Source organism: Erwinia sp. PsM31, assembly GCF_030433775.1.
Classification (GTDB): domain Bacteria; phylum Pseudomonadota; class Gammaproteobacteria; order Enterobacterales; family Enterobacteriaceae; genus Erwinia; species Erwinia aeris.
Genome location: NZ_JARUWZ010000005.1, coordinates 123,570 through 145,188, shown reverse-complemented (window position 1 = coordinate 145,188; position 21,619 = coordinate 123,570). Strand labels below are relative to the sequence as shown.

General features: G+C 60.0%; 20 protein-coding genes. 5 read left to right on the top strand and 15 right to left on the bottom strand.

The features are described from left to right. Window positions 1-174 precede the first annotated feature (174 nt). Genes dtnK through QCD69_RS06330 form a run of 3 tightly spaced genes read left to right on the top strand, consistent with a single transcriptional unit; the run spans window position 175 to window position 3,223 of the window. Window positions 175-1,479, top strand: a complete 1,305-nt coding sequence (gene dtnK, locus QCD69_RS06340) for a D-threonate kinase (RefSeq protein WP_301251412.1) — start codon at window positions 175-177, stop codon at window positions 1,477-1,479. Next, window positions 1,472-2,452 (top strand): D-threonate 4-phosphate dehydrogenase, encoded by a 981-nt coding sequence (locus tag QCD69_RS06335; protein WP_253455240.1) that lies wholly within the window; start codon window positions 1,472-1,474, stop codon window positions 2,450-2,452. The genes dtnK and QCD69_RS06335 overlap by 8 nt, the downstream gene beginning before the upstream one ends. Window positions 2,453-2,458: 6 nt before the next feature. Next, the gene (locus tag QCD69_RS06330) at window positions 2,459-3,223 is read left to right on the top strand and encodes a DeoR/GlpR family DNA-binding transcription regulator (RefSeq protein WP_301251410.1); all 765 of its coding nucleotides are present in this window, start codon (window positions 2,459-2,461) and stop codon (window positions 3,221-3,223) included. A gap of 45 nt (window positions 3,224-3,268) precedes the next feature. Here the strand turns inward: QCD69_RS06330 and speD are convergent, their stop codons facing one another. The 3 genes from speD to QCD69_RS06315 form a co-directional block, all read right to left on the bottom strand. Further along, entirely contained in the window at window positions 3,269-4,078 is an 810-nt protein-coding gene (speD, locus tag QCD69_RS06325; RefSeq protein WP_125289039.1) for an adenosylmethionine decarboxylase, read from the bottom strand. Between the two features lie 6 nt (window positions 4,079-4,084). Then, complete coding sequence (gene speE, locus QCD69_RS06320; RefSeq protein ID WP_301251408.1) at window positions 4,085-4,963, bottom strand: polyamine aminopropyltransferase; 879 nt, start codon at window positions 4,961-4,963, stop codon at window positions 4,085-4,087. A 104-nt stretch (window positions 4,964-5,067) separates the two neighbouring features. Continuing rightward, window positions 5,068-5,415 (bottom strand): YacC family pilotin-like protein, encoded by a 348-nt coding sequence (locus QCD69_RS06315; protein WP_125289041.1) that lies wholly within the window; start codon window positions 5,413-5,415, stop codon window positions 5,068-5,070. 183 nt (window positions 5,416-5,598) lie between these two features. On the opposite strand from QCD69_RS06315, the gene cueO reads away from it, so the two are divergent. Continuing rightward, window positions 5,599-7,224: a multicopper oxidase CueO gene (gene cueO / locus QCD69_RS06310; protein ID WP_301251407.1), complete on the top strand. Its 1,626-nt coding sequence runs from the start codon at window positions 5,599-5,601 to the stop codon at window positions 7,222-7,224. A 231-nt stretch (window positions 7,225-7,455) separates the two neighbouring features. Next, entirely contained in the window at window positions 7,456-7,611 is a 156-nt protein-coding gene (locus QCD69_RS22960; RefSeq protein WP_441004977.1) for a multicopper oxidase domain-containing protein, read from the top strand. An 80-nt stretch (window positions 7,612-7,691) separates the two neighbouring features. Here the strand turns inward: QCD69_RS22960 and QCD69_RS06305 are convergent, their stop codons facing one another. The 12 genes from QCD69_RS06305 to QCD69_RS06250 form a co-directional block, all read right to left on the bottom strand. Then, window positions 7,692-8,717, bottom strand: a complete 1,026-nt coding sequence (locus tag QCD69_RS06305) for a HoxN/HupN/NixA family nickel/cobalt transporter (RefSeq protein ID WP_301251406.1) — start codon at window positions 8,715-8,717, stop codon at window positions 7,692-7,694. Next, entirely contained in the window at window positions 8,710-11,013 is a 2,304-nt protein-coding gene (gene hypF, locus QCD69_RS06300) for a carbamoyltransferase HypF (protein WP_301251405.1), read from the bottom strand. The genes QCD69_RS06305 and hypF overlap by 8 nt, the downstream gene beginning before the upstream one ends. Before the next feature lie 115 nt (window positions 11,014-11,128). Continuing rightward, window positions 11,129-13,303 (bottom strand): formate dehydrogenase subunit alpha, encoded by a 2,175-nt coding sequence (gene fdhF, locus QCD69_RS06295; RefSeq protein WP_301251403.1) that lies wholly within the window; start codon window positions 13,301-13,303, stop codon window positions 11,129-11,131. Between the two features lie 22 nt (window positions 13,304-13,325). Then, window positions 13,326-13,871: an electron transport protein HydN gene (gene hydN / locus QCD69_RS06290; protein ID WP_253455235.1), complete on the bottom strand. Its 546-nt coding sequence runs from the start codon at window positions 13,869-13,871 to the stop codon at window positions 13,326-13,328. Window positions 13,872-14,052: 181 nt separating this feature from the next. Further along, entirely contained in the window at window positions 14,053-14,538 is a 486-nt protein-coding gene (hycI, locus tag QCD69_RS06285; RefSeq protein WP_253455234.1) for a hydrogenase maturation peptidase HycI, read from the bottom strand. Beyond that, on the bottom strand, window positions 14,531-14,950 hold the full coding sequence (locus tag QCD69_RS06280; RefSeq protein ID WP_253461112.1) for a formate hydrogenlyase maturation HycH family protein: 420 nt from the start codon (window positions 14,948-14,950) through the stop codon (window positions 14,531-14,533). Before QCD69_RS06280 ends, hycI begins: the two co-directional genes overlap by 8 nt. 53 nt (window positions 14,951-15,003) lie before the next feature. After that, a complete protein-coding gene (locus tag QCD69_RS06275) occupies window positions 15,004-15,798 on the bottom strand; it encodes an NADH-quinone oxidoreductase subunit B family protein (protein ID WP_301251402.1) in 795 nt (264 codons plus the stop codon). Further along, window positions 15,795-16,352 carry a formate hydrogenlyase complex iron-sulfur subunit gene (locus QCD69_RS06270; RefSeq protein ID WP_301251401.1) on the bottom strand — a complete coding sequence of 186 codons (558 nt, stop codon included), beginning with the start codon at window positions 16,350-16,352 and terminating at the stop codon, window positions 15,795-15,797. Before QCD69_RS06270 ends, QCD69_RS06275 begins: the two co-directional genes overlap by 4 nt. Window positions 16,353-16,363: 11 nt before the next feature. Further along, the gene (locus tag QCD69_RS06265) at window positions 16,364-18,088 is read right to left on the bottom strand and encodes a hydrogenase large subunit (protein WP_301251399.1); all 1,725 of its coding nucleotides are present in this window, start codon (window positions 18,086-18,088) and stop codon (window positions 16,364-16,366) included. Window positions 18,089-18,127: 39 nt separating this feature from the next. Continuing rightward, window positions 18,128-19,081, bottom strand: coding sequence for a respiratory chain complex I subunit 1 family protein (locus QCD69_RS06260; protein WP_301251398.1), 954 nt, complete (start codon window positions 19,079-19,081; stop codon window positions 18,128-18,130). Between the two features lie 10 nt (window positions 19,082-19,091). Next, on the bottom strand, window positions 19,092-20,984 hold the full coding sequence (locus QCD69_RS06255) for a proton-conducting transporter transmembrane domain-containing protein (RefSeq protein ID WP_301251397.1): 1,893 nt from the start codon (window positions 20,982-20,984) through the stop codon (window positions 19,092-19,094). Then, entirely contained in the window at window positions 20,981-21,583 is a 603-nt protein-coding gene (locus QCD69_RS06250; RefSeq protein WP_253461111.1) for a 4Fe-4S dicluster domain-containing protein, read from the bottom strand. Before QCD69_RS06250 ends, QCD69_RS06255 begins: the two co-directional genes overlap by 4 nt. Between the last annotated feature and the right edge of the window lie 36 nt (window positions 21,584-21,619).

Here is a 21,619-nt window from a genome sequence, read left to right as displayed (position 1 = left end):
CTGAGGGTGAATTGATTACATTTGGTCATTAACCTGCTCATTCGCGGCAGGCAGGAGGAATTTATAGGGCAAATTGATTTTGATTAATTTGACCGTGCTCACATATAATCAATTGTGATTGAATATAATCACTCCCAATGAAAACCGGCTTGTCGAACTTAGGGAGTGATGAAGATGCGCACAAAATGGAAGATGCCTGTGCTGGTGATTGCGGATGACTTTACCGGCGCGAACGATGCCGGGGTCGGGCTTGCCAACGTCGGCGCGCGGGTTCATGTGCTGTTTGATGCGGCCACGCCCACCGTGGAACAGGCCGATGCCTGGGTCGTCAATACCGACAGCCGGGCGACCAGCGCGGAACAGGCCGCCCGGCGTACCGCTGCGGCAATAGCGGGCAGAAGAGATGTGGCCCGCGACGGCTGGCTGTTTAAAAAAATCGACTCGACGCTGCGCGGCAATCCCGGCGCGGAAATCGAAGCGGCTTTGCTGGCAGGCGATAAACGCGTGGCGCTGATAGCGCCAGCGGTGCCCGCGCTGGGCCGTACCACCGTAGAAGGCTGCTGCTATATCGATGGCCGCCTGCTGACGGAAACGGAATATGCCAGCGATCCTAAAACGCCGGTAAGCAGTGCCAGCATAGCGGCGCGCCTTGGCGAGCAAACCACGCTGCCGGTTGGCCTGATCCCGCTGTCGGCGCAGGCGGATCTGCGAGAGCGGATCGAAGCGGCTATTGCTGACGGCAAGCGGCTGATCGTGCTGGATGCGCAAACGGACGCCGATCTGCAACGCATCATGCAGGCGGCGGACGAGCTGGACGAGCGCCCTTTGCTGGTGGGTGCCGCCGGGCTGAGCGACGCGCTGGGCAGGCGGCTGACGAGGCTGGCACAGCAGGCGCCGGGCGGGACGGCAGGCTCGCCCGCTCCGGTAAACGCCGGGCTGGCGGTTATAGGCTCGATGAGTGAAGTCGCGCAGCGGCAGATAACGCAGCTGATGCAGCAAAAGGCAATCCGGCTGATCGATGTGGATATCAGTCAGCTTTTTAGCGGCGGCGCGCCGGGACAGCGCTGGCGACAGGCGGTGACGGAGGCGCTACAGCAGGGCCGACACTGCGTGATCCGCACCTGCCAGCAGGCGGAGCAGCGTCAGGCTATCGCCTCGCTGTGCGAACGGCTCGATCTCAGCCGCCAGCAGCTTGGCGAACAGATTTGCGCTTATCTGGCGGAACTGACCGCCGACGTGCTGCGCGACGTTACGCCTTCAGCGCTTTATCTCTCCGGCGGCGACGTGGCGATAGCGGTGGCGCGCGGGCTGGGCGCGCAGGGCTTTCAGATTTCAGGGCAGGTGGCGGGCTGCGTGCCTTACGGCCATCTGCTGCAAGGTAACGACAACCTGCTGGTGCTTACCAAGGCTGGCGGTTTTGGTGATGAAAACACCCTGGTAGAAGTTTTTCGTTTTATTGAGGAGAAGGCGAGTGAGTAAAATTATTGCGGTTACCATGGGCGATCCGGCGGGTATTGGCCCGGAAATAATCATCAAATCCCTGGCGGAGGGCGAGCTTTCCGGCGCGCCTGCGGTGGTAGTGGGCTGCGCCAGCACGCTGCGGCGGATTATGACGATGGGCATTACGCCGCAGGCGGAGCTGCGGATAGTTAACAGCGTGGCCGAAGCGCGCTTTGCGCCGGGCATTATTAACGTTATCGACGAGCCGCTGGCCGATCCTGATGCGTTAAAGCCCGGCGTGGTGCAGGTAGCCGCAGGCGATTTGGCCTACCGCTGTGTGAAACGCGCAACCGAACTGGCGCTGGCGGGCGAAGTGCAGGCTATCGCCACCGCGCCGCTGAACAAAGAGGCGCTGCATTCGGCGGGCCATCTCTATCCCGGCCATACCGAGCTGCTGGCGAAGCTGACCGACAGCAAAAACTACGCGATGGTGCTTTATACCGATCGCCTGAAGGTGATCCACGTCACCACGCATATCGCGCTGCGTAAGTTCCTGGATACGCTCAACCGCGAGCGGGTGGAGACGGTAATCGGCATGGCGGAAACCTTCCTCAGGCGCGTCGGCTATGATAAGCCGCGCATCGCGGTGGCGGGCGTTAATCCGCACGCGGGCGAAAACGGGCTGTTCGGCGACGAAGAGATCGCCATCGTCGGCCCGGCCATAGAAGCCATGAAAGCGCAGGGCGTCAACGCCTTCGGCCCGTGCCCGCCGGATACGGTGTTTTTGCAGTGTTATGAAGGCCAGTACGACATCGTGGTGGCGATGTACCACGACCAGGGGCATATTCCGCTTAAGCTGCTGGGCTTTTACGACGGCGTGAATATTACCGCTGGCCTGCCGTTTATCCGCACCTCGGCCGACCACGGCACGGCGTTTGATATTGCCTGGACAGGTAAAGCGAAGTCTGAGAGCATGGCGATTTCCATTCAGCTAGCGATGCAGCTTGCATAATGACCTATGAAGGGACAAAGTCGCCTGGACCAGATCATGGACTATCTGAAAAGCCATAATCTGGTGACTGTCGATCAGCTGGTGGCGGCGATTTCCGCGTCGCCGGCTACGATCCGACGGGATCTGATCAAACTGGATCGGGAAGGGGTAATCAGCCGGACGCACGGCGGCGTTACCCTTAACCGCTTTATTCCCGCTCAGCCCACCACGCTGGAAAAGATGCAGCGTCATCTCACGGAAAAACAGGCTATCGCCCTGGCGGCGGCCAGCCTGGTGAAAGCCAACGACGCGGTGGTGCTGGATGCCGGCACCACCATGCTGGAACTGGCGCGTCAGCTGACGCATTTGCCGCTGCGGGTGATCACCGCCGACCTGCATATCGCGCTGTTTCTGTCGGAGTTCAGGCAGATTGAGGTGACGATTATCGGCGGGCGCATCGACGACTCCAGCCAGTCCTGCATTGGCGAGCACGGGCGCAGGCTGCTGCGGAATATCTACCCGGACGTCGCGTTTGTCAGCTGTAACTCGTGGAGCCTGGAGAAGGGCATTACCACGCCGACCGAAGAAAAAGCGGGGCTGAAAGAGGATTTGCTGATCAACGCGCGACGCAGGGTGCTGTTAGCGGACAGCAGCAAATATGGTTCCTGGTCGCTGTTCTGCGCCACGCCGCTGCAAAGCCTGACCGATATCATTACCGACGAGCTGCTGGGCGAGCAGGAAGTGAAGACGCTGAGCGGGCAGCCGTTTACGCTGACGCTGGCGAAACCCTGAGCAAAACGGGCCGCCCGCAGGCCGCCCGTGGTAGAGACCAGCTTCTTACAGCGTTTTAAAGCCTACAGAAGGAATATTGCGGCCGTAGTAAATTTCCCGCATCTCTTTCCACAGCAGGTCGGTAATGCGCTTGTGCTCCTGCGGTGTCAGATCTTCCGGGCGGGTATTGAAAAGATAATGCTTTAAATCAAACTCTTTCAGCAGCATCTTGGTATGGAAGATGTTCTCCTGATAGACGTTGACGTCCATCATGTCGTACATCGACTTCATATCTTCCGACATAAAATTCTGAATCGAGTTGATCTCGTGATCGATAAAGTGCTTCACGCCGTTCACGTCGCGGGTAAAGCCGCGCACGCGATAGTCGATGGTGACGATATCCGATTCCAGCTGGTGGATCAGATAGTTCAGCGCTTTCAGTGGCGAAATCACGCCGCAGGTCGACACCTCAATATCCGCGCGGAAGGTGCAGAGTCCGCCTTCCGGGTGGCTTTCCGGGTAGGTATGCACGCAGATATGGCTTTTATCCAGATGCGCGACCACCGAACCCGGCAGCGGGCCAGGATGCTCCGACTTATCGATATCTTTCGGATCGATCGGCTCTTCGCTCACCAGAATGGTGACGCTGGCGCCCTGTGGCTCATAGTCCTGGCGCGCAATATTCAGCACGTTAGCGCCGATAATCGAGCAGGTTTCGCTAAGGATCTCCGTCAGACGGTTGGCATTGTACTGCTCATCAATGTACGCAATGTAGCCGTCACGCTCCGCATCGGTATTCGCGTAACAGATATCGTAGATACAAAAACTCAGGCTTTTCGTCAGGTTGTTGAAGCCATGTAGTTTAAGCTTTTGCAATTTCGTTCACCCCCTTAAAATGCCCGGCTGGTCAGCCAGCGCATTCAACAGATATTGCGGCAGGGCAAAGCTGCCGGTGTGGATCGCCGGATTGTAATAGCGACAGGTCAGGCCGGCCTGCTGATAACGCGCCGCAAGCGTGGCCGTATCCAGCTGGCGCAGCGCCGGGTTGTCGCTTGCCCAGGCAAAGGTCATGATGCCGCCGTAATAGGTCGGTACGGCCGCCTGGTAAAAGCTGACGTCGCGGAAATAGTGGCTCAGCTTGCGATGGCTGTTGACCGCTTCGTCCTGCTGCAGGAAGCAGACGCCATTCTGCGCCACAAAAATGCCGTTTTCATTGAGGCAGCGCCGGCATCCTTCATAAAATTCCGAGGTAAACAGACTTTCGCCCGGTCCAATCGGATCGGTGCAGTCAGAAATAATGACGTCGAATTTTTCATTGCACTGGCGCACGAAATTGACGCCGTCATCGATTACCAGCCTGAAGCGCGGATCTTCATAAGCCCCCGCATTATGATTCGGCAGATACTCTTTGCAGAACGTCACCACGCCCGCGTCGATTTCTACCATCGTAATCTGTTCAATGTTTTGATGACGGCTGACTTCACGCAGCATTGCGCCGTCGCCGCCGCCGATAATCAGCACGCGCTTCGCCGCGCCGTGCGCCAGCAGCGGCACGTGGGTCATCATCTCGTGATAGATAAATTCATCGCGCTCGGTGGTTTGCACCACGCCGTCCAGCGCCATCACCCGACCCAGCTCGGCGTTTTCAAAGATAACCAGATCCTGATGTCCGGTTTGTTCGCGGTATAAAATTTTATCGACAGCAAAATACTGCCCAAAACCGGTATGAAGCGTTTCATACCACATCTCTTTTTCGGCCATGGTACGGCTCTCCTGGTTGTAGCAGCCACGAAAAATGGGCGCGATATGATAGCCAACTCTGACCGTGCTTGCACGGTCAAACTGGCGGCGGAAAACGGCGGGGGTTACTTCACGTAGGCAAGCAGGCTGAGCGAATCGCGGGCCAGTGATTTGCATTTGGTGTCGTTGGGCACGGCGATGCCGCTTAAATCGCGATAGCTGTCCGCGCCCAGCGATTTCATATTAAAGCTGCTGTAGTTGCTCAGATCCCAGCGGTTCTGCCGGGCGAAAAAGACCAGCGCGCGACGGATCTGTCCGTCCGGAAGATCCTGATAGCCGCAGTCATTTTTCAGGTAAACAAAAACAGCGGTCAGATCCGCCAGATCTTCCGCTTCCGACTCGCTCAGCGCAAAACTTGTCGATGAGAAGCCAAACAGGCCCAGTAACAACAGAGCCTTGATGCTTTTCTTCATAACTGTACTCAAAGGGTGTCAATACTCTGACGTTAGCACAGTTACCGTCGGCCGACAGTCAATTTCAGCAGAGAAATGTCCGTAAAACGCAATTTTCCAGCAGGGCGCGGTGAAACTTGACCTTCCCTTGGGGGAAGGGTTTATGCTGCAGGCAATAAATAAGAGCCGGGTCGAGGAAGACTGATGCAACGTCGTGATTTTATAAAGCTGAGCACCGCGCTGGGCGCGGCCAGCGCACTACCCCTGTGGAGCCGATCGCTGATGGCCGCGCAGCCACGTCCCGCGCTGCCCATTCCGGCCTTATTAACGCCGGATGCGCGTGGCGAGATGACCGTAACGGCGCAGCAGGGCAGCACCCGCTGGCTGGATAAAGCGGTGCCGACCTGGGGCTATAACGGCAGCCTGCTCGGCCCGGCGATCCAGCTGGAGCGCGGCAAGCCGGTCACCATCAACCTGCGCAATCAGCTGCCGGAAGCCACCACGGTTCACTGGCACGGGCTGGAGCTGCCTGGCGGCGTAGACGGCGGCCCGCAGGCGCAGATTGCCCCCGGCGCCACGCGCACCGTCAGCTTTACCCCCGATCAGCCCGGCGCGACCTGCTGGTTCCATCCTCATCAGCATGGCCGCTCCGGCTATCAGGTCGCCCAGGGCCTGGCCGGTCTGGTTATCCTGAAAGACGACGCAACAGAGAAACTGCTGTTGCCGAAAATCTGGGGCATCGACGATATTCCGGTGATCCTCCAGGATAAAAAACTGTCGGCGGACGGCAGCAAAATTGACTACGAGCTGGACGTGATGAGCGCTGCCGTAGGCTGGTTTGGCAATACGATGCTGACCAACGGCGCGATTTATCCGCAACACGCCGTGCCGCGCGGCTGGCTGCGGCTGCGGCTGCTCAACGGCTGTAACGCCCGCTCGCTGAATATTGCCGCCAGCGATCGGCGCCCGCTTTATGTGATTGGCGGCGACGGCGGCCTGCTGAGCGAGCCGGTAAAAGTGACCGAGCTGTCGATGATGCCGGGCGAGCGCTTTGAGGTGCTGGTCGACACGCTGGACGGCAAGCCGTTTGATTTGCAGACGCTGCCGGTGCGGCAGATGGGCATGTCGCTGGCGCCGTTCAACCAGCCGCTGCCGCTGCTGAGCATTCAGCCACTCCGGGTGATGGCCAGCGGGTCGCTGCCGGATAAGCTGGTGGACGTGCCGCCGCTGCCCGCCCAGGCCGACCTGAAAACTCGCTGGCTACAGCTGTCGATGGATCCCGAGCTGGATCGTCGCGGCATGGTGGCATTGATGCAAAGATACGGCCACGCGGCGATGGCCGGTATGAGCGGCGATGCGCACGACGGCGAATCAATGCAGGACATGGGCGGAGACCACGCGGCAATGCCGGGAATGCAGGGCTACGCTATGGACGGCGGCGCAGACCACTCGATGGCGCATCAGCAGCCTGAGCAGTACGATTTTCATAACGGCAATAAGATCAACGGGGTCGCTTTCGATATGACCAAACCCGCTTTCGATGTAAAGCAGGGCGTGACGGAAAAGTGGACGATTTCCGGCGAGGGCGACGAGATGCTGCATCCATTCCATATTCACGGCACGCAGTTTCGTATTATCTCTGAAAACGGCAAGCCGCCCGCGCCGCACCGCAGCGGCTGGAAAGACACGGTTCGGGTGGAAGGCTGGCGCAGCGAAGTGCTGGTGCGCTTTGACCATCTGGCGGACAAAGAGCGGGCCTATATGGCGCACTGTCATCTGCTGGAGCATGAAGATACCGGCATGATGCTTGGCTTTACGGTCAGCGCGTAGCGGCTGACGGACGGCACCCTTTTTTTGGTGGCTTGCTTAAGTGATTGATTGCAAATGCATTGAATCACGTGGCTGAAAAAGGGTTTTTACAGGGCTAAGGTCAATTTCGCTGAAAAAATATTGGGTTAAGCTAAAGAGGCAACTGTTCACTGCCGTACAGGCAGCTTAGAAAAATACAGCGAGGCAGATGATGGCCGACGAAAAGTTCACTGCCGTACAGGCAGCTTAGAAATGACTACTTCAGGCTGTCAGCTTCAACACAGGGTTCACTGCCGTACAGGCAGCTTAGAAAATCTTGCGGACAGGGACCGGGCCTGTATGGCGCACTGTCATCTGCTGGAGCATGAAGATACCGGTATGATGCCTGGCTTTACGGTCAGCGCGTAGCGGCGAGGCGGAGGCCGCTGTTTTCACAGCATTGCCGACAGCGCGAGCCTTTCGACCGCTGTCGGCAATGCCGCTCCCGGTTACGGCTGGGTAATATTTAGCGCATCATAATTTTTACGGCGATAGTTCAGCACCGAGAAGCCCCAGGCAGCGACGAAAATTGCCACGCAGAGGTAGCCAACGCTGCCCATATTGCCGTTCAGATTGTTGACGATCGTCCATATCCCGCCGTGTAAATCGAGCTTATCCGCCAGTAATCCCAGCGCTTCCAGTCCGCCGATCAGCAAGGCGATCAGCACGCTGGTCGCCGTAATCATCATGTTGTAGTAGAGCTTGCGTACCGGCTGCTTAAACGCCCAGCCATAGGCGCCCACCATCATAAAATTGTCCAGGGAATCCACCAGCGCCATGCCGCTGGCGAACAGCGCCGGGAACACCAGAATGCTCCAGACCGACATCCCGCTGGAAGCGCCTGCCGCAGAGAGGCCCAGCAGGCCGATCTCCGTAGCCGTATCAAAGCCCAGACCGAACAAAAAACCCACCAGATACATCTGCCAGCTTTTATTAACCAGGGTAAAGGCGCGGCCAAACAGCCTGCTCATTACAGCGCCCGGCAGGGGAGGCCGATCGCTGAAGGTTTTTCTCTGTTTCGCCTGCTGAAAACGGTGATAAACATCACGCAGGATCAGCGTATTCAGCAGCGCCATCAGCAACAAAAACAGCGCGGAAACCAGCGTGCCGATAACGCTGCCATAGTGATGCAGCCAGCTGATTTCGCTGCCGGAGAGCAGAGCGGCGGCGGCAATCGCCACGCACGCCAACACCACGATGCTGGAATGGCCGAGAGAGAAAAACGCGCCGACCGCCACAGGCCGCTGATTTTGCTGCATCAGTTTACGGGTGACGTTATCAATGGCGGCGATGTGGTCAGCGTCTACCGCATGGCGCAGGCCGTAACCATAGGCAAGCACGGCCGCCGCAATCAGCGTGGCATGGTGGCGGAAAAGCACCAGCGCCCAGCCCCAGGCCAGCAGATTGGCCATCAGCAGGGCGCTTAACAGCCAGAAAGCCCGGCGATGAGTACGAAAAAAAGCAGAGTTAGTCATAACAATCCCTGGTAACAGTATGAGGAGCCGCGTTGTGCAAGCGGGCGCAGGCAATAACGGCCTGGCCCAGCGCCAGCCCGCCGTCGCCAGCGGGAATATGCTGCGGCATCAGCACATGAAGAGGCGATAAATAGCGTTGTAAAAGCTGGCGCAGCAGGCGCGATTGCAGGACGCCGCCGCCAGCCGCGACGGTATCCAGACCCGTTTGTCCGGCATGATAATGGGCGAGGGCGGCAAATCCCCGCGCCAGCGCGTCATGGAAGGCAAACGCGCGCGCCGCAGGGGCTGCCTGCCAGTCCAGCCATTGCTGCCAGAACACCGCCAGGTCCAGCCGCGTGCCCGTTGCCGTATGGCGCAGCGGCAGCGTAACGGGATGCGCTATGTCTGCTGCCTGCCTGGCCAGAACCTCCAGGCGGCAGGCGGCTTCTCCTTCCCAACTAAGTACGGCAGGCGCGCAGCCGAGCACGGCGGCTATCGCGTCAAACAACCGGCCGCAGGAAGAAGCCAAAGGGGAGTTAACGCCAGCGGCCACTGCGCGCGCAAGCGGCTGCCAGGGCTTGCCCAGCAGCGCCTTAGACTCTGGCCGCTGCTGCCAGTCCGGGACAAAGGCCAGCCAGTGCGCCAACAGGTTGCGCCAGGGTTCCCGCGCGGCACGGTCGCCGCCCGGCAGCGCGACGGCGGGCAACCCTCCCAGATGCTGACAGCGGTGATAGTCTGCCAGCAGGCATTCACCGCCCCAGAGCGCGCCGTTTTCGCCGTAGCCCAGCCCGTCCAGCGCCAGGCCGATGACCGGGCCGTGCGCCAGCGGCCAGCGATGTTCCGCCAGGCAGGCGGCGATATGCGCATGATGATGAAGCACCTCCAGCACCGGCCGTTCGCTCTGCTGGCTGCCGACGTAAGCAGGATGCGCATCCTGCACGATCGTTGTAGGCGTGCAGTTATACAGCTGCTGAAAATGGGTAACGGCCTGCTGCCGCTGGCACGCAATATCGCTGTTTGCCAGCGATCCGAAATGCGTGCTGAGCATAGCCCGATCGCCCTGTACCAGGCAGAAGGTGTTTTTCAGGTCGCCGCCCATCGCCAGCAGCGGCGAGCGGGCCGTCAGGCCGGGAGGAAGCGTGACGGCATCCGGCACATAGCCTCGGGCGCGGCGCAGTATTTCCAATCCCTGCGGCCCCAGACGAACCAGAGAGTCATCGGCGCGCTGGATGATATCGCGGTCGTGCAGCAGCCAGATATCGGCAATGCCAGCAAGCTGGCTCAGCGCCTCTTCGTTGGTCAGCGCCGGCGCGCGGTCGGCGCCGTTGCCGGAAGTCATCACCAGCGGCACCCGGCAGGCCTGCATCAGCAGATGGTGCAGCGGCGTAAACGGCAGCATCAACCCCGTTTCATCCAGCCCCGGCGCAACGGCTGCGCACAGCGGCGACGTCGCGTTTTTTTCCGTGAGCACAATGGGCGCGGCGGCAGACAGCATCAGCGCCTGTCGCGCCCGATCGCTCTTGCCGCAGCGGGCCAGCCAGCTGATGTCCGGCAGCATCACCGCCAGCGGTTTGGCCGGTCGCCGTTTGCGCTGGCGCAGACGCATAACGGCCTGCTGCTGGGTAGCATCGCAGGCAAGATGAAAGCCGCCCAGCCCTTTGATCGCCACAATTTTGCCCGCAAGTAGCGCTGCTGTGGCATAGTCAATCGCGGCGCTTTCACGTGCCAGCGTGGTGCCATCCTGCCCGGTGGCAAAGAGCTGCGGCCCACAGTGCGGGCAGGCGACTGGCTGGGCATGAAAGCGGCGGTCGGCCGGATCCTGATACTCCCGGCGACAGGCGGGACAAAGGCGAAATGCCGCCATGCTGGTGCCTGACCGGTCATAGGGCATGGTGCGGATGAGCGTAAAGCGCGGGCCGCAGTGGGTACAGTTAGTAAAGGCATAGCCTGAACGACGGTTGCCCGCGTGCAGCACCTCCTCCAGACAATCGGGGCAGGTTGCCGCATCGGGGGCAACCTGGGTCATCATCCGGCCCTGACGGGTTTCCGCAATGGTAAAATCCTGCGGCGGAGACGGCCAGGCATAAGGCTGGACGCTGAGGCTGTCGATACGCGCCAGCGGCGGCGGCTCGTGCCGTAGCCGTTCGATAAAGAGCGGAATGGCGGCAGACTGAAGCAGGCGTATTTCCACGCCCGCGCTGTCGTTGCAGACTTCGCCGCGTAGCCGTAGCCGCCTGGCTAACTGCCAGACAAAAGGCCGAAAGCCGACGCCCTGCACTTTGCCGCTGACGCGCACGGACACTCCTGAATCGGACATAGTCAGCTCCTGAAGGACCGGGCTGCCCGGTCCTGGATCGGATTAGCCTGAACCCTTGAGGAAGGAATGCGGGATGTCATATCCACCTGGCTCCCGTTCCGCGTTGGCGCAGAACTTAAGCGGTTACGGCAATCGGGCTCGCATCGTCCACGGCGCTGCGCAGGCGCGCTTTCATCTCGCTGTAGGTTTGACGCGCATAGTTCTCCGCCCACGACTGATCGGCAATCCGCTCCACCTTCACCGCACAGTATTTGGTTTCCGGCGTTTTAGAAATGGGGTCAAGGTTCTCCTGAGTCAGTTCGTTGCAGGCGCCAATCCACCATTGATAGGTCATATAGACTGCGCCAACGTTAATACGCTCGTTGTGATTAGCGCGTGAAATCACTTTACCGCGGCGCGAGGCGACCCAAACCAGTTGCCCATCGCGTATGCCCAGCGCCTGCGCATCCTGCGGATTGATCTGCACAAAACCCGGCTCATCCGCCAGCGTTTGCAGCGCGGAACAGTTGCCGGTCATTGAGCGGCAGGAGTAGTGGCCGACCTCGCGCACAGTACAGAGCACCAGCGGATAATCTGCGTCCGGCACCTCGGCCGGCGCGCGCCATGGCGCGGCAAAAAGCTGGCCTTTGCCGGTTGGCGTGGTGAAACGATTGTCCTGATAGAGATAAGGCGTACCAGGGCTGTCCAGCGTGGTGCAGGGCCACTGCACGTGTCCCAGCGTGCCCATTTTTTCATAGGTAGCGCCGTAGAACAGCGGACAGAGTTCGCGCATTTCATCCCAGATTTCTTGATTATCGTTGTAATGCATCGGATAGCCGAGTTCCGTTGCCAGCAGGCTGATAATTTCCCAGTCACGCTTAACATTATCTTTGGGTTCGATAGCTTTTTCAAAGCGCTGAAAGCCGCGATCGGCACAGGAGAATACGCCGCCGTGTTCGCCCCAGGAGGTGGCGGGTAAAATGACGTCAGCCTGCTCGGCGGTTTTGGTCATAAAGATATCCTGCACCACCACAAAATCCAGCGCCTCAAACCCCTTGCGCACCAGGCTTAAATCGGCTTCGGTCTGCAGCGGATCTTCACCCATGATGTAGTAGGCTTTGACGTGTCCTTCCAGCGCCAGATGCGGGATCTCGGTAATGCGATGGCCGATTTCCGCGTCCATCCGCTCGGCGTCAATACCCCAGGCAGCGGCAAATTTTGCCCGGACCTGCGGATCGGTCACCGACTGATAGCCAGGGAACTCATTCGGCAGCACGCCCATATCGCAGGCGCCCTGCACGTTGTTTTGCCCGCGTACCGGGCCGACGCCGACGCCAGGCCGGCCCAGATTGCCGGTCAGCAGCGCCAGGCCAGCGAGGCCTTTCACCACGTCGACAGCCTGACCAAACTGCGTCACGCCCATCCCCCACATAATGGTCGCGGAGGGCGCAGCAGCAAAGGTACGCATAGCCTGACGGATTTGCTGAGCGGACACGCCGGTCTGTTCGGCAACCGCCTCCGGCGAATAGTCGGCCAGCTGGCGACGGTACTCGTCAAATCCTTCCGTATATTTCGCCACGTAGTCACGATCGTAGAGATCTTCTTCGATCAGCACGTAGGCAAAGGCGTTAACCAGCGCCATATTGCAGCCGTTTTTGATTTGCAGATGCTGATCGGCGATACGGGCGGTTTCGATGCGGCGGGGATCGCAGACAATGATCTGCGCGCCTTTTTCTTTGGCTTTTATTACGCGGCGGGCCACGATAGGGTGGGAATCCGCACAGTTATAGCCGATCACCAACAGGCATTTGGAATTTTCAATATCGTTGATGGAATTGCTCATGGCGCCGTTGCCGAGCGTGGCCTGTAAACCGGCCACCGACGGGCCATGACAAACGCGGGCGCAGCAGTCGACATTATTGGTGCCGATCACCGCGCGGGCAAACTTCTGCATGACATAGTTGGTTTCGTTGCCGGTACCGCGAGAAGAGCCGGTATGCATAATCGCGCGCGGGCCGTGCTTCTCTTTGATTTCTTTCAGGCGCTTAGCGGTATAGCGGATAGCTTCATCCCAGCTGACTACTTCGAATTTTCCGCCCTTCTGGCGGCGGATCATCGGCTGCGTCAGGCGCGGCGTCAGCAGTTTAGTGTCGTTGAGAAAATCCCAGCCATAGTAGCCTTTCAGGCACAGCTCGCCCTGATTGGTTACGCCATCGGCGGCTTCGGCACGGAGAATTTTATTGTTTTCCACGACCAGGTTCAGCTTGCATCCGGCCCCACAGTAAGGACAGACGGTGGTGACTTTTTTCATCTTATTTTTCCTCTTTCCGGGGTTAAAACAGCAGGCCGGAAGTGCTGGCAAGCGCCGCACGGCGGCGTTTTTCTACGTTCATTTCCTTGAGCCGATCGCGGTCAACGGTCAGCAAGGCCTTGGTCGGACAGACTTCCTGACAGGCTGGGCCTTCTGCACGGCCCTGACACAGATCGCATTTATGCGCTTCGGCTTTATCTGCGACGGCGGTCATCGCCGCCGCGTTCTGACGAAAAAGGGGTTTGACCACGACCTCCATCGCGCCATAAGGGCAGGCGACGACGCAGGTTTTGCAGCCAATGCAGTGCTCCTGCATAACCTGGATTGCGTCGCCGCTGCGCACGATTGCGCCGTTCGGACAGACGTTGGCGCAGGGGGCATCTTCACACTGGCGGCACAGCACCGGCGTACTGAGGTTGACGCTTTTGATCACATGCAAACGCGGCGTGAAGGTGGTGGTATTGAGCTGCGAGATATCCTGCGACAAGCTGTGAGCCATCACGCAGGCGATTTCACAGGTACGGCAGCCGATACATTTTTGGGGATCGGCAATGATGAACCGGTTCATCTGAATCTCCTGATTCCATTAAATAAGCGGCCGACGGATCCCGGCCTTATGGCGGAGGTAATGCATAAAGCGTTCCAGCCAGAGGGTTTATTTTTTCTTATTTATTTTCAATGGGTTAATAAGGGTTCGTGGGGAGTGACTGTGGTCTGTCGGCCGTATCGTCATTTTCCCGACACTTATGTCATGTTGGCCTCGGGCGAAAAGGCGCGATGCCCAGGCCCGTCTCCAGCAGAGGAAGCCGCTGATAAAGCTCGCCAACCGCCCGCTCGACCGCTGGGCTAAGGGGATAGTAAAAAGCCACCACATCGGGCTGGATGCCGACAAAGGTAATCTGCGGAATAGCTTCCCGTAGCTGCTGAATTAAAAAGCTGAGCGGCAGCGTGTGGGTGGTCATCACGAACATTTCGGCGATATCGCTTTCGTCGATAAGGCGCATTTCGCCGGGAGCCAGCCCCATGTCGGTGGCGTCCACAATCACCAGGCGATCGGGCCGCTGCTCGCGCAGGTAGCCAATATCGTTTTCCGGCGCGGCTCCGCCATCCACCACCGTCCAGCCGGGCAAAGGGGCGGCGGCGCAAAGTTCGGCCAGGCGTGGCCCGGCGCCGTCGTCGCCCATCATGCTGTTGCCCACGCATAACAGCGCGTAGCGGGAAGAGGAATTAAGCATCGTATCTCCTGACCATCAGGTACATGGCGGGGTCGTTTTCAATTTGCTGGAGCAGGGCGATCAGGCGATCGCTCCACGCTTGCTGCTCTGCACTCATCCGCTCACGGGCGTCGCGCAGCGCCAGGGCCAGCAGATGGGTGTGACTGCTGTCGATAGTGATTTCGCCAAAGCGGCGCACGCCTGCCATTTTCCGCTGGGCTTCGCTGTTTTCCGCCAGGCAGGCAATCCATTGCAGATAGCCTTGAAGCGGGCAGGTGAGCTGCGGTTGCAGACAGTCGATAACGCCAACGTGGTGACCAATCGCCAGGCTGTAGTAAACCACCTCCTGGGCTTTCTTCGAGCTACGCTGCTGCGCGCATTTTTCATCGACGAATTTGCTGCCCAAAGCGTAAAACACCACTTTGTCGTGCAGGACGCGGGCCGACGGCTGATGCCGGGCGTAACGCTGTTGGTTAACCTCGGTGCTCACAGGCGAACCTCCCCGCGCAGAACCTGCTGATAAATCTGCTGTAAATGCCCCACTATCTCCGCAAGACGGCGATCGTCCTGCTCAACCAGCCAGTCCGCCACGCGCTGTTCCACGGACTGCACGCCGGGCGCGGCCAGCGCCTGCATAAAGCGATCGGCAATCTGGCGACCATAGCGATAGCCGGCCATGCGTCGCGCTTCGCGATCCAGCAATACCCGCAGCGGCTGCGGCAGCGCAGGGTGCAGCAACGCCGCCGGTTCAGCCGCCTCAGGGTGCTGCTGACCTTTAATTTTTTGATCGAGCAGGCCAAGCGCCATGGCAAAACCATAAATAGTGGCGGCGGGCGTGGGCGGGCAGCCGGGAATATAAACATCCACCGGCACAATCTTGTCCGTGCCGCCCCAGACGCAATAAAGGTCGTGAAAAATGCCGCCGCTGTTGCCGCAGGCGCCATAAGAGATACAGATTTTCGGGTCTGGCGCCGCGTCCCAGGCCCGCAGCGCAGGCACGCGCATGGCGCGGGTGACGGCACCGGTAAACAGCAGAATATCGGCATGACGCGGGGAAGGAACTACCTTGATGCCAAAGCGTTCGGCGTCGAACAGCGGTGAAATGGCGGCAAAAATCTCTATTTCGCAGCCGTTGCAGCCGCCGCAGTCAACCCGATAAACGTAGGCGGAACGGCGAATGTTGTTCAACAGCGTGCTTTTCAGGCTGGCGATGCTCTCGTCGAGCGTAACGGGCACCGGCAACCCGTTTTCGTCGCGTGGCCCGTGCAGGATCTGGCTCATAGCTGTGCCTCGGGGGTCAGATGGCGGCCAATATCTATCCGGCTGGATGCGGGCAGCTGATGCTTTTTCTTGCAGGACGGACAGGTTTCATACTGCTCGCGACGTTCAGCAATCTGCCGTTCACTCAGCGCTGCGCTTTCCTGTAACAGAGAAAGCGCGAAGTCGATCTCTTTCTGCACGGCATAGGGATGGCCGCATTCCCGGCAGCGGCAAACCGGGAAATCAGCGGTTTCAAACAGATCCTCTTTACGCCATACCGCCAGTTCAAATTCTTGCGACAGCTTGATGGCGGCCGTCGGGCAGACTTCCTCGCAGCGCGCGCAGAAAATACAGCGGCCCAAAAACAGCGACCAGCGGATCGCCTCGCCTTCTTCTGGCGGCGTCATGGTCAGCGCGTTGGACGGACAGGCATTGGCGCAGGCACCGCAGCCGATACACTGCTGCGCGTTGTACTGAGGTTTGCCGCGAAAGTTGGCCGCCATCTCCAGCGGTTTTGCCGGATAGGCCACCGTTGCGGTACCGGTTTTCAGCACTTTTTTAATCAGCTTTAACATGTTGTCCCTCCCTAAAGCGGCGAGTTTTTGCGTTCAATGCCGTAACGTTCGATCTCTTTGTAAGGCACGACGACGGTGGTTTTCTTACGTACGTCGACCACCGTCATCCTGTCGGTGCAGGAATAGCAGGGGTCAAGGCTGCCGATAATCAGCGGCGCGTCCGAAACGGTATTGCCCCGCAGCATGTAGCGCAGCGTTGGCCAGTTGGCGTAGGTCGCCGCGCGGCAGCGCCAGCGAAACAGCTTCTGGTTGTCGCCGGTCATGCTCCAGTGCACGTCATCGCCGCGCGGCGCTTCGGCAAAGCCCAGCGCGAAACGGTGGGGAATATAGGTAAAGCCTTCGCTCATCAGCGGCCCCTGCGGCAGATTTTGCAGGCCGAACTCGATCATATTCAGCGAGTTAAACACTTCGTGGATGCGCACCTTCAGGCGGGAATAGACGTCGTTGCCGGTTTCGCTGTGAAGCGTAAACGGCAGGCTGGCATAGCCGGCATAGGGATGATCCGCCCGCATATCGCGGCGGTGGCCGCTGCCGCGTATCATCGGGCCGACGTTACTGAAATCGCGCGCTATCTGCGGGTCTAACAGGCCGACGCCGACGCTGCGCTGTTCGGTATTCGGCGTACTGAGCAGAATATCCACCAGGTCGTTCAGCTCGCCGCGCATCCCGGCTGCCAGCGCGATAGTCTGGATCATGTCCTCTTTCAGAATGTCGCGACGCAGGCCGCCAATCAGATTCATCCCGTAGGTTTTACGGGCGCCGGTCAGGATTTCCGCCATTTTCATCGACTGCTCGCGCACGCGGAAAAACTGCATAAAGCCGGAATCGAAGCCGACGAAGTGGCAGGCCAGGCCCAGATTCAGCAGATGGCTGTGCAGACGTTCAACCTCCAGCAAAATGGAACGGATAGTCTGGGCGCGCGCCGGCACCACAATGCCCATCGCGTTTTCAACCGAGGTGGTATACGCCACGCTGTGGGTAAAGCCACAGATGCCGCAGACGCGATCGGAAAGAAAGGTGACTTCGTTGTAGCCCATGCGGGTTTCGGCCAGTTTTTCCATGCCGCGATGCACGTAAAACAGCCGGTAGTCGGCGTCAATAATGTCTTCGCCGTCGACGAAAAGGCGAAAGTGTCCGGGTTCGTCAGAAGTGACGTGAAGCGGGCCGATTGGCACAATCGTGCTCGCTTCCTTTGTTTCAGAGATAAAGGGATAGGTTTCGTTATCGGTCGTTGGGGCCGGGCGTTGGCGGTAATCCATCGCGTCTTTACGTAGCGGATACAAATCGTCTGGCCAGTCATCCGGCAGCACCAGGCGGCGTTCATCCGGCAGGCCGACCGGGCGCAGGCCATACATATCCCGCACTTCGCGCTCGCCCCAGACGGCCGCCGGGACGCGCGGCGTGACCGACGGGAACTCCAGCGAGACGGGATCCACTTCGGTGCGCACGGTGATCCAGCACTTTACGCCTTGCTCCATTGACAGCACATAATACAGCGCGTAGTTGCCGCACAGCGTGCGCTCATCATTGCCAAACAGCACGGAAAGCCAGCCGCCCTGCTGATAGTAGAGCCACTCCACGACCTCCGGCAGCGCGTTCAGCCTGACGGTGACGGTGGCCTGCGTATCGGTCTGCCATTCGCTGTAGAGCAGCGCCGCAGGAAACTGTTTTTCCAGCGCCGCCAGATAGTGCAGGCCGACCGGATGTTGATTTAATGCCGTTGTGACTTCACTCATTATCAAACCTCTTCCCGCCGTGGCGGGACAAGAAAAATGTCAGCCCGCTATCAGCCAGGAAACCAGCGCCAGAAACGCCAGGCCGAATCCCGCCCAGGTGGTGCGGGAAGTGTTTAAAAAGCGCAAACGCGCCACGCTGTTTTCAATGAGCGCCACCAGCAGCACGGCAACCAGCAGTTTTGCCAGACAGAGCGCGGTGGCGATCAGCAGGCCGAACGGCGTTGGCTCCGCCGCCAGGCCAAAGGGGAGAAACAGGCCGAGAAACAGCTGAAGCACCACCAGCTGCTTCAGGCTGAGGCCGAGTTTCAGCACGCCCAGCGTCGCGCCGGAATATTCGGTCAACGGGCCTTCCTGCAGCTCCTGCTCGGCTTCGGCCATATCGAACGGCAGCTTGCCCATTTCGATATAGGTGGCGAAGGCGCAGGCCAGCCCGGCCAGCAGCAGGGTCAGCGAGGACGAAAGCGGCCAGTGCAGCACCTGCGCGCTAATGGCGCTAAGCGCGGTCGAACCGGCAACCAGCGCAGCTATCCACAGGCCCAGCAGCAGGATGGGTTCGACCAACACGCCCAGCACGGCTTCCCGGCTGGCTCCGATGCCGGTAAAAGGGCTGCCGGTATCCAACCCGGCGATAACAAAGACAAAGCGCGCCAGGGCGAACAGATAAATAAGGGTGATGAGATCGCCTGCGCCAGCCGCTGGCGAAGCAAGCGTTACCACGGGCAGCGCGCTGGCAATGACCAGCATGATGCCGGTGAGGAGCCAGGGCATAGTGCGAAAAGCCGGGCCAGAAGCCGCCGGCGCCACGCTCTGCCGCTGTAACAGTTTGGCGATATCGCGATACTCCTGGAGTACGCCAGGCCCCTGGCGATTATGCATACGGGCGCGCAGCACGCGGCTGATGCCGGTAAACAGCGGCGCGATGGCCAGCAGCCCTGCCGCCTGGATAAGCGCCAGCGGCCACAGCGAACCGGTAAGAACAAAGGGAAAAGTCATCGTCAGTTCCTCAGGCCAGCGCCGCGACCAGCAGCACGGCCAGTTCAATAAATGCCAGACGGCGGCACAGCGCAGCCAGCCCGCCCTGATGCAGGGCCGTCGTCAGGGCGGCAGGCAGCAGACGCTGGCGCAGACGATACAGCGGCGCAAACATCACGCGCAGCGGCTGAGCGAAACCGGTGGCGGTTACCACCATCCCGGCGGAATGAGCGTAGCCACAGGCCCAGGCGTCGCCGCGTCGCCGGTTCGGCAGGCGGCTGCCGCGCAGCGCAACGGCAATAAGCCAGGGCAGCAGCGGCATCGCCAGCAGTAAAATCGCCACCATCGGAGCGGAAACCGCCGACGTAGCCGAGAAGACGGCGCCATGCTGCGTAACGACAGGCGCGGTCATATGCAGCACGTCGGCGGCAACGAGGGAAAACAGGGGAACGATCCAGGGAGACGCGACGCCAGACACCACGCACAGCAGCGCCGGGATAACCACGCTGAGCGTGACCGCCAGAGGAGCAGGGCTGGCCCCGGCGGTGCCGCCGCGTGGGCTGCCCAGAAAGGCAACGCCAAAAACTTTGGCGATACACATCAGCGCCAGCGCGCCAGTCAGCGCCAGCCCGACGGCAAGCAGCGGGCCGAGCAGGCGAGTCAGCCAGAACGGGCTGCTGCCAAGCTGGAAAAAAGACTGGTAAAGCAGCCATTCGCTGGCAAAGCCGTTTAGCGGCGGCAGAGCGGCCATCGCCATCAGCGCAATCAGCATTGCGCCCGCCGTCCACGGCATCAGACGCGCCAGCCCGCCGAGCCGCTCAATATCTTTCGTTCCGGTCTGCCTCTCTATTTCGCCCGCGCCTAAAAACAGCGTGGTTTTAAACAGGCCGTGGTTAAAGAGATGGAACAGACCGGCCAGCAGCGCCAGCGCTGCCAGCAGCGGCAAACGCAGCGTGACGCCAATCATCGCGCCGCCCACGCCCAGCAGAACGATCCCGACATTTTCCAGCGTGTGGTAAGCCAGCAGGCGGCGGATATCATGTTCCATTAGCGCGTAAAGCCCACCGATAAAGGCGGTTAGCATCGCCAGCAGGATGACCAGCACGCCCCACCACAGCGGCGGTGCGCCCAGTAGATCCAGCCCGACTTTGATTACCCCTAAAATGCCGACTTTCATTAACGCCGAAGAGAACAGCGCGGCGGCATGAGCGGGGGCGCTGGTGTGCGACTGCGGCACCCAGCCATGCAGAGGAATAATCCCGGCGTAAAGCCCGAAGCCGGTCAGCGACAGCAGAAAGGCCGTCGACCTGACGCCCGCAGAAAGCTCGCTGTGCCGCAGCACGTCAAAGTTCAGGCTGCCGCTGGTGTGATAAAGCAGGCCAAAAGCCAGCGCCAGGCAGAGCGTGCCAAGCCGCGCGGACAAAAACTGATTTAAGCCGGCGCGACGGCTTTTCACGTCGTCATTCTGCACAATCAGCAGTCCGGCGCAGAGCGCGGCCAGCTCCATCGACAGGATCAGTTGCACCGCGTTGACGGCCAGCACGGCTGTCGTCAGCGTCGCCATCAGCAAATGGCACAGCAGGCCAGCCCGCGCGCGAACAGGCCCACCGACGCTGCGCAGCCAGACCCAGGCGTACAGGTTGCAAAATAGCGCGGGTAGCCAAATAGCCAGCAGCAGCAGCGCGTTCAGCGGGCTGAAGCCTGCCTGAAAAGAGAACGGCGGCAGGGCGACGGTCAGCACGTCACCGGGCAGGATTTGCATCGCTGCCGCTATCGTCGCCAGAGAAGCCACCAGGCCGCCGCTGCTAAAAACAGCCGCGCTGACACGGGCAGCCCCGGCGAGCAGCCAGCCGATGCCGCCGCTCAGCAGCAGGAGCAGCAGCGCAAACGTCAACAGCGGCGCGGGCGAAAAAAGGGAGGTCATGATGGGTTCTCCTTGCCAGAGATAAACAGATCGACAGGGAGCGAGCTGGCCGCATTCAGGCGCTTCCGTTGACTGGCGTGCAGGGACAAATCGACGGTAACCAGCTTGATGGCCTGGGTCGGACAGGTTCTGATGCAGGCGGGGCCATCCTCGCTGAAACTGCACAAATCACATTTCACGGCCACCGCCCGCACGCCCGGCACGCAATCAAGGAAAGGGCTGAGTGGACGCGGCGGCAGCGGGGCGGGCAAGGCTTTCGGCGTATTGCAGTCACGGGGTGTTGCTACCGGCGTGCTGCCGGAAAAAGTGATGGCGCCAAACGGGCAGGCGATGCCGCATAGCTTGCAGCTGACGCACAGATTCTCATTCAGCTGAACAGCGCGATCCCGCAAGGTAATAGCATTAACCGGACAAACTTTGGCGCAGGGCGCATCCTCGCACTGGCGACACATGACCGGCGCGGAATCCTGAAGGTTGCGCATTACCTCCAGGCGCGGCGCGGACTGCAGACCATAACGCTGATGTTCCTGTGAGCAGCTGGCTACACAGGTATTACAACCGATACAGCGTCTGGCATCGGCTATCACATAATGATTCATGGCGGTCGGGCGGCTCATGAAATCTCCTTGGGATTT

Coding starts and splice junctions, on each gene's coding strand:
- cueO (WP_301251407.1), top strand. CDS start 5,599: ATGCAACGTCGTGATTTTATAAAGCTGAGCACCGCGCTGGGCGCGGCC.
- QCD69_RS06330 (WP_301251410.1), top strand. CDS start 2,459: ATGAAGGGACAAAGTCGCCTGGACCAGATCATGGACTATCTGAAAAGC.
- QCD69_RS06305 (WP_301251406.1), bottom strand. CDS start 8,717: ATGACTAACTCTGCTTTTTTTCGTACTCATCGCCGGGCTTTCTGGCTG.
- hypF (WP_301251405.1), bottom strand. CDS start 11,013: ATGTCCGATTCAGGAGTGTCCGTGCGCGTCAGCGGCAAAGTGCAGGGC.
- hydN (WP_253455235.1), bottom strand. CDS start 13,871: ATGAACCGGTTCATCATTGCCGATCCCCAAAAATGTATCGGCTGCCGT.
- QCD69_RS22960 (WP_441004977.1), top strand. CDS start 7,456: ATGACTACTTCAGGCTGTCAGCTTCAACACAGGGTTCACTGCCGTACA.
- speE (WP_301251408.1), bottom strand. CDS start 4,963: ATGGCCGAAAAAGAGATGTGGTATGAAACGCTTCATACCGGTTTTGGG.
- QCD69_RS06275 (WP_301251402.1), bottom strand. CDS start 15,798: ATGAGCCAGATCCTGCACGGGCCACGCGACGAAAACGGGTTGCCGGTG.
- fdhF (WP_301251403.1), bottom strand. CDS start 13,303: ATGAAAAAAGTCACCACCGTCTGTCCTTACTGTGGGGCCGGATGCAAG.
- QCD69_RS06315 (WP_125289041.1), bottom strand. CDS start 5,415: ATGAAGAAAAGCATCAAGGCTCTGTTGTTACTGGGCCTGTTTGGCTTC.
- QCD69_RS06265 (WP_301251399.1), bottom strand. CDS start 18,088: ATGAGTGAAGTCACAACGGCATTAAATCAACATCCGGTCGGCCTGCAC.
- QCD69_RS06260 (WP_301251398.1), bottom strand. CDS start 19,081: ATGACTTTTCCCTTTGTTCTTACCGGTTCGCTGTGGCCGCTGGCGCTT.
- QCD69_RS06255 (WP_301251397.1), bottom strand. CDS start 20,984: ATGACCTCCCTTTTTTCGCCCGCGCCGCTGTTGACGTTTGCGCTGCTG.
- QCD69_RS06270 (WP_301251401.1), bottom strand. CDS start 16,352: ATGTTAAAGCTGATTAAAAAAGTGCTGAAAACCGGTACCGCAACGGTG.
- hycI (WP_253455234.1), bottom strand. CDS start 14,538: ATGCTTAATTCCTCTTCCCGCTACGCGCTGTTATGCGTGGGCAACAGC.
- dtnK (WP_301251412.1), top strand. CDS start 175: ATGCGCACAAAATGGAAGATGCCTGTGCTGGTGATTGCGGATGACTTT.
- QCD69_RS06250 (WP_253461111.1), bottom strand. CDS start 21,583: ATGAATCATTATGTGATAGCCGATGCCAGACGCTGTATCGGTTGTAAT.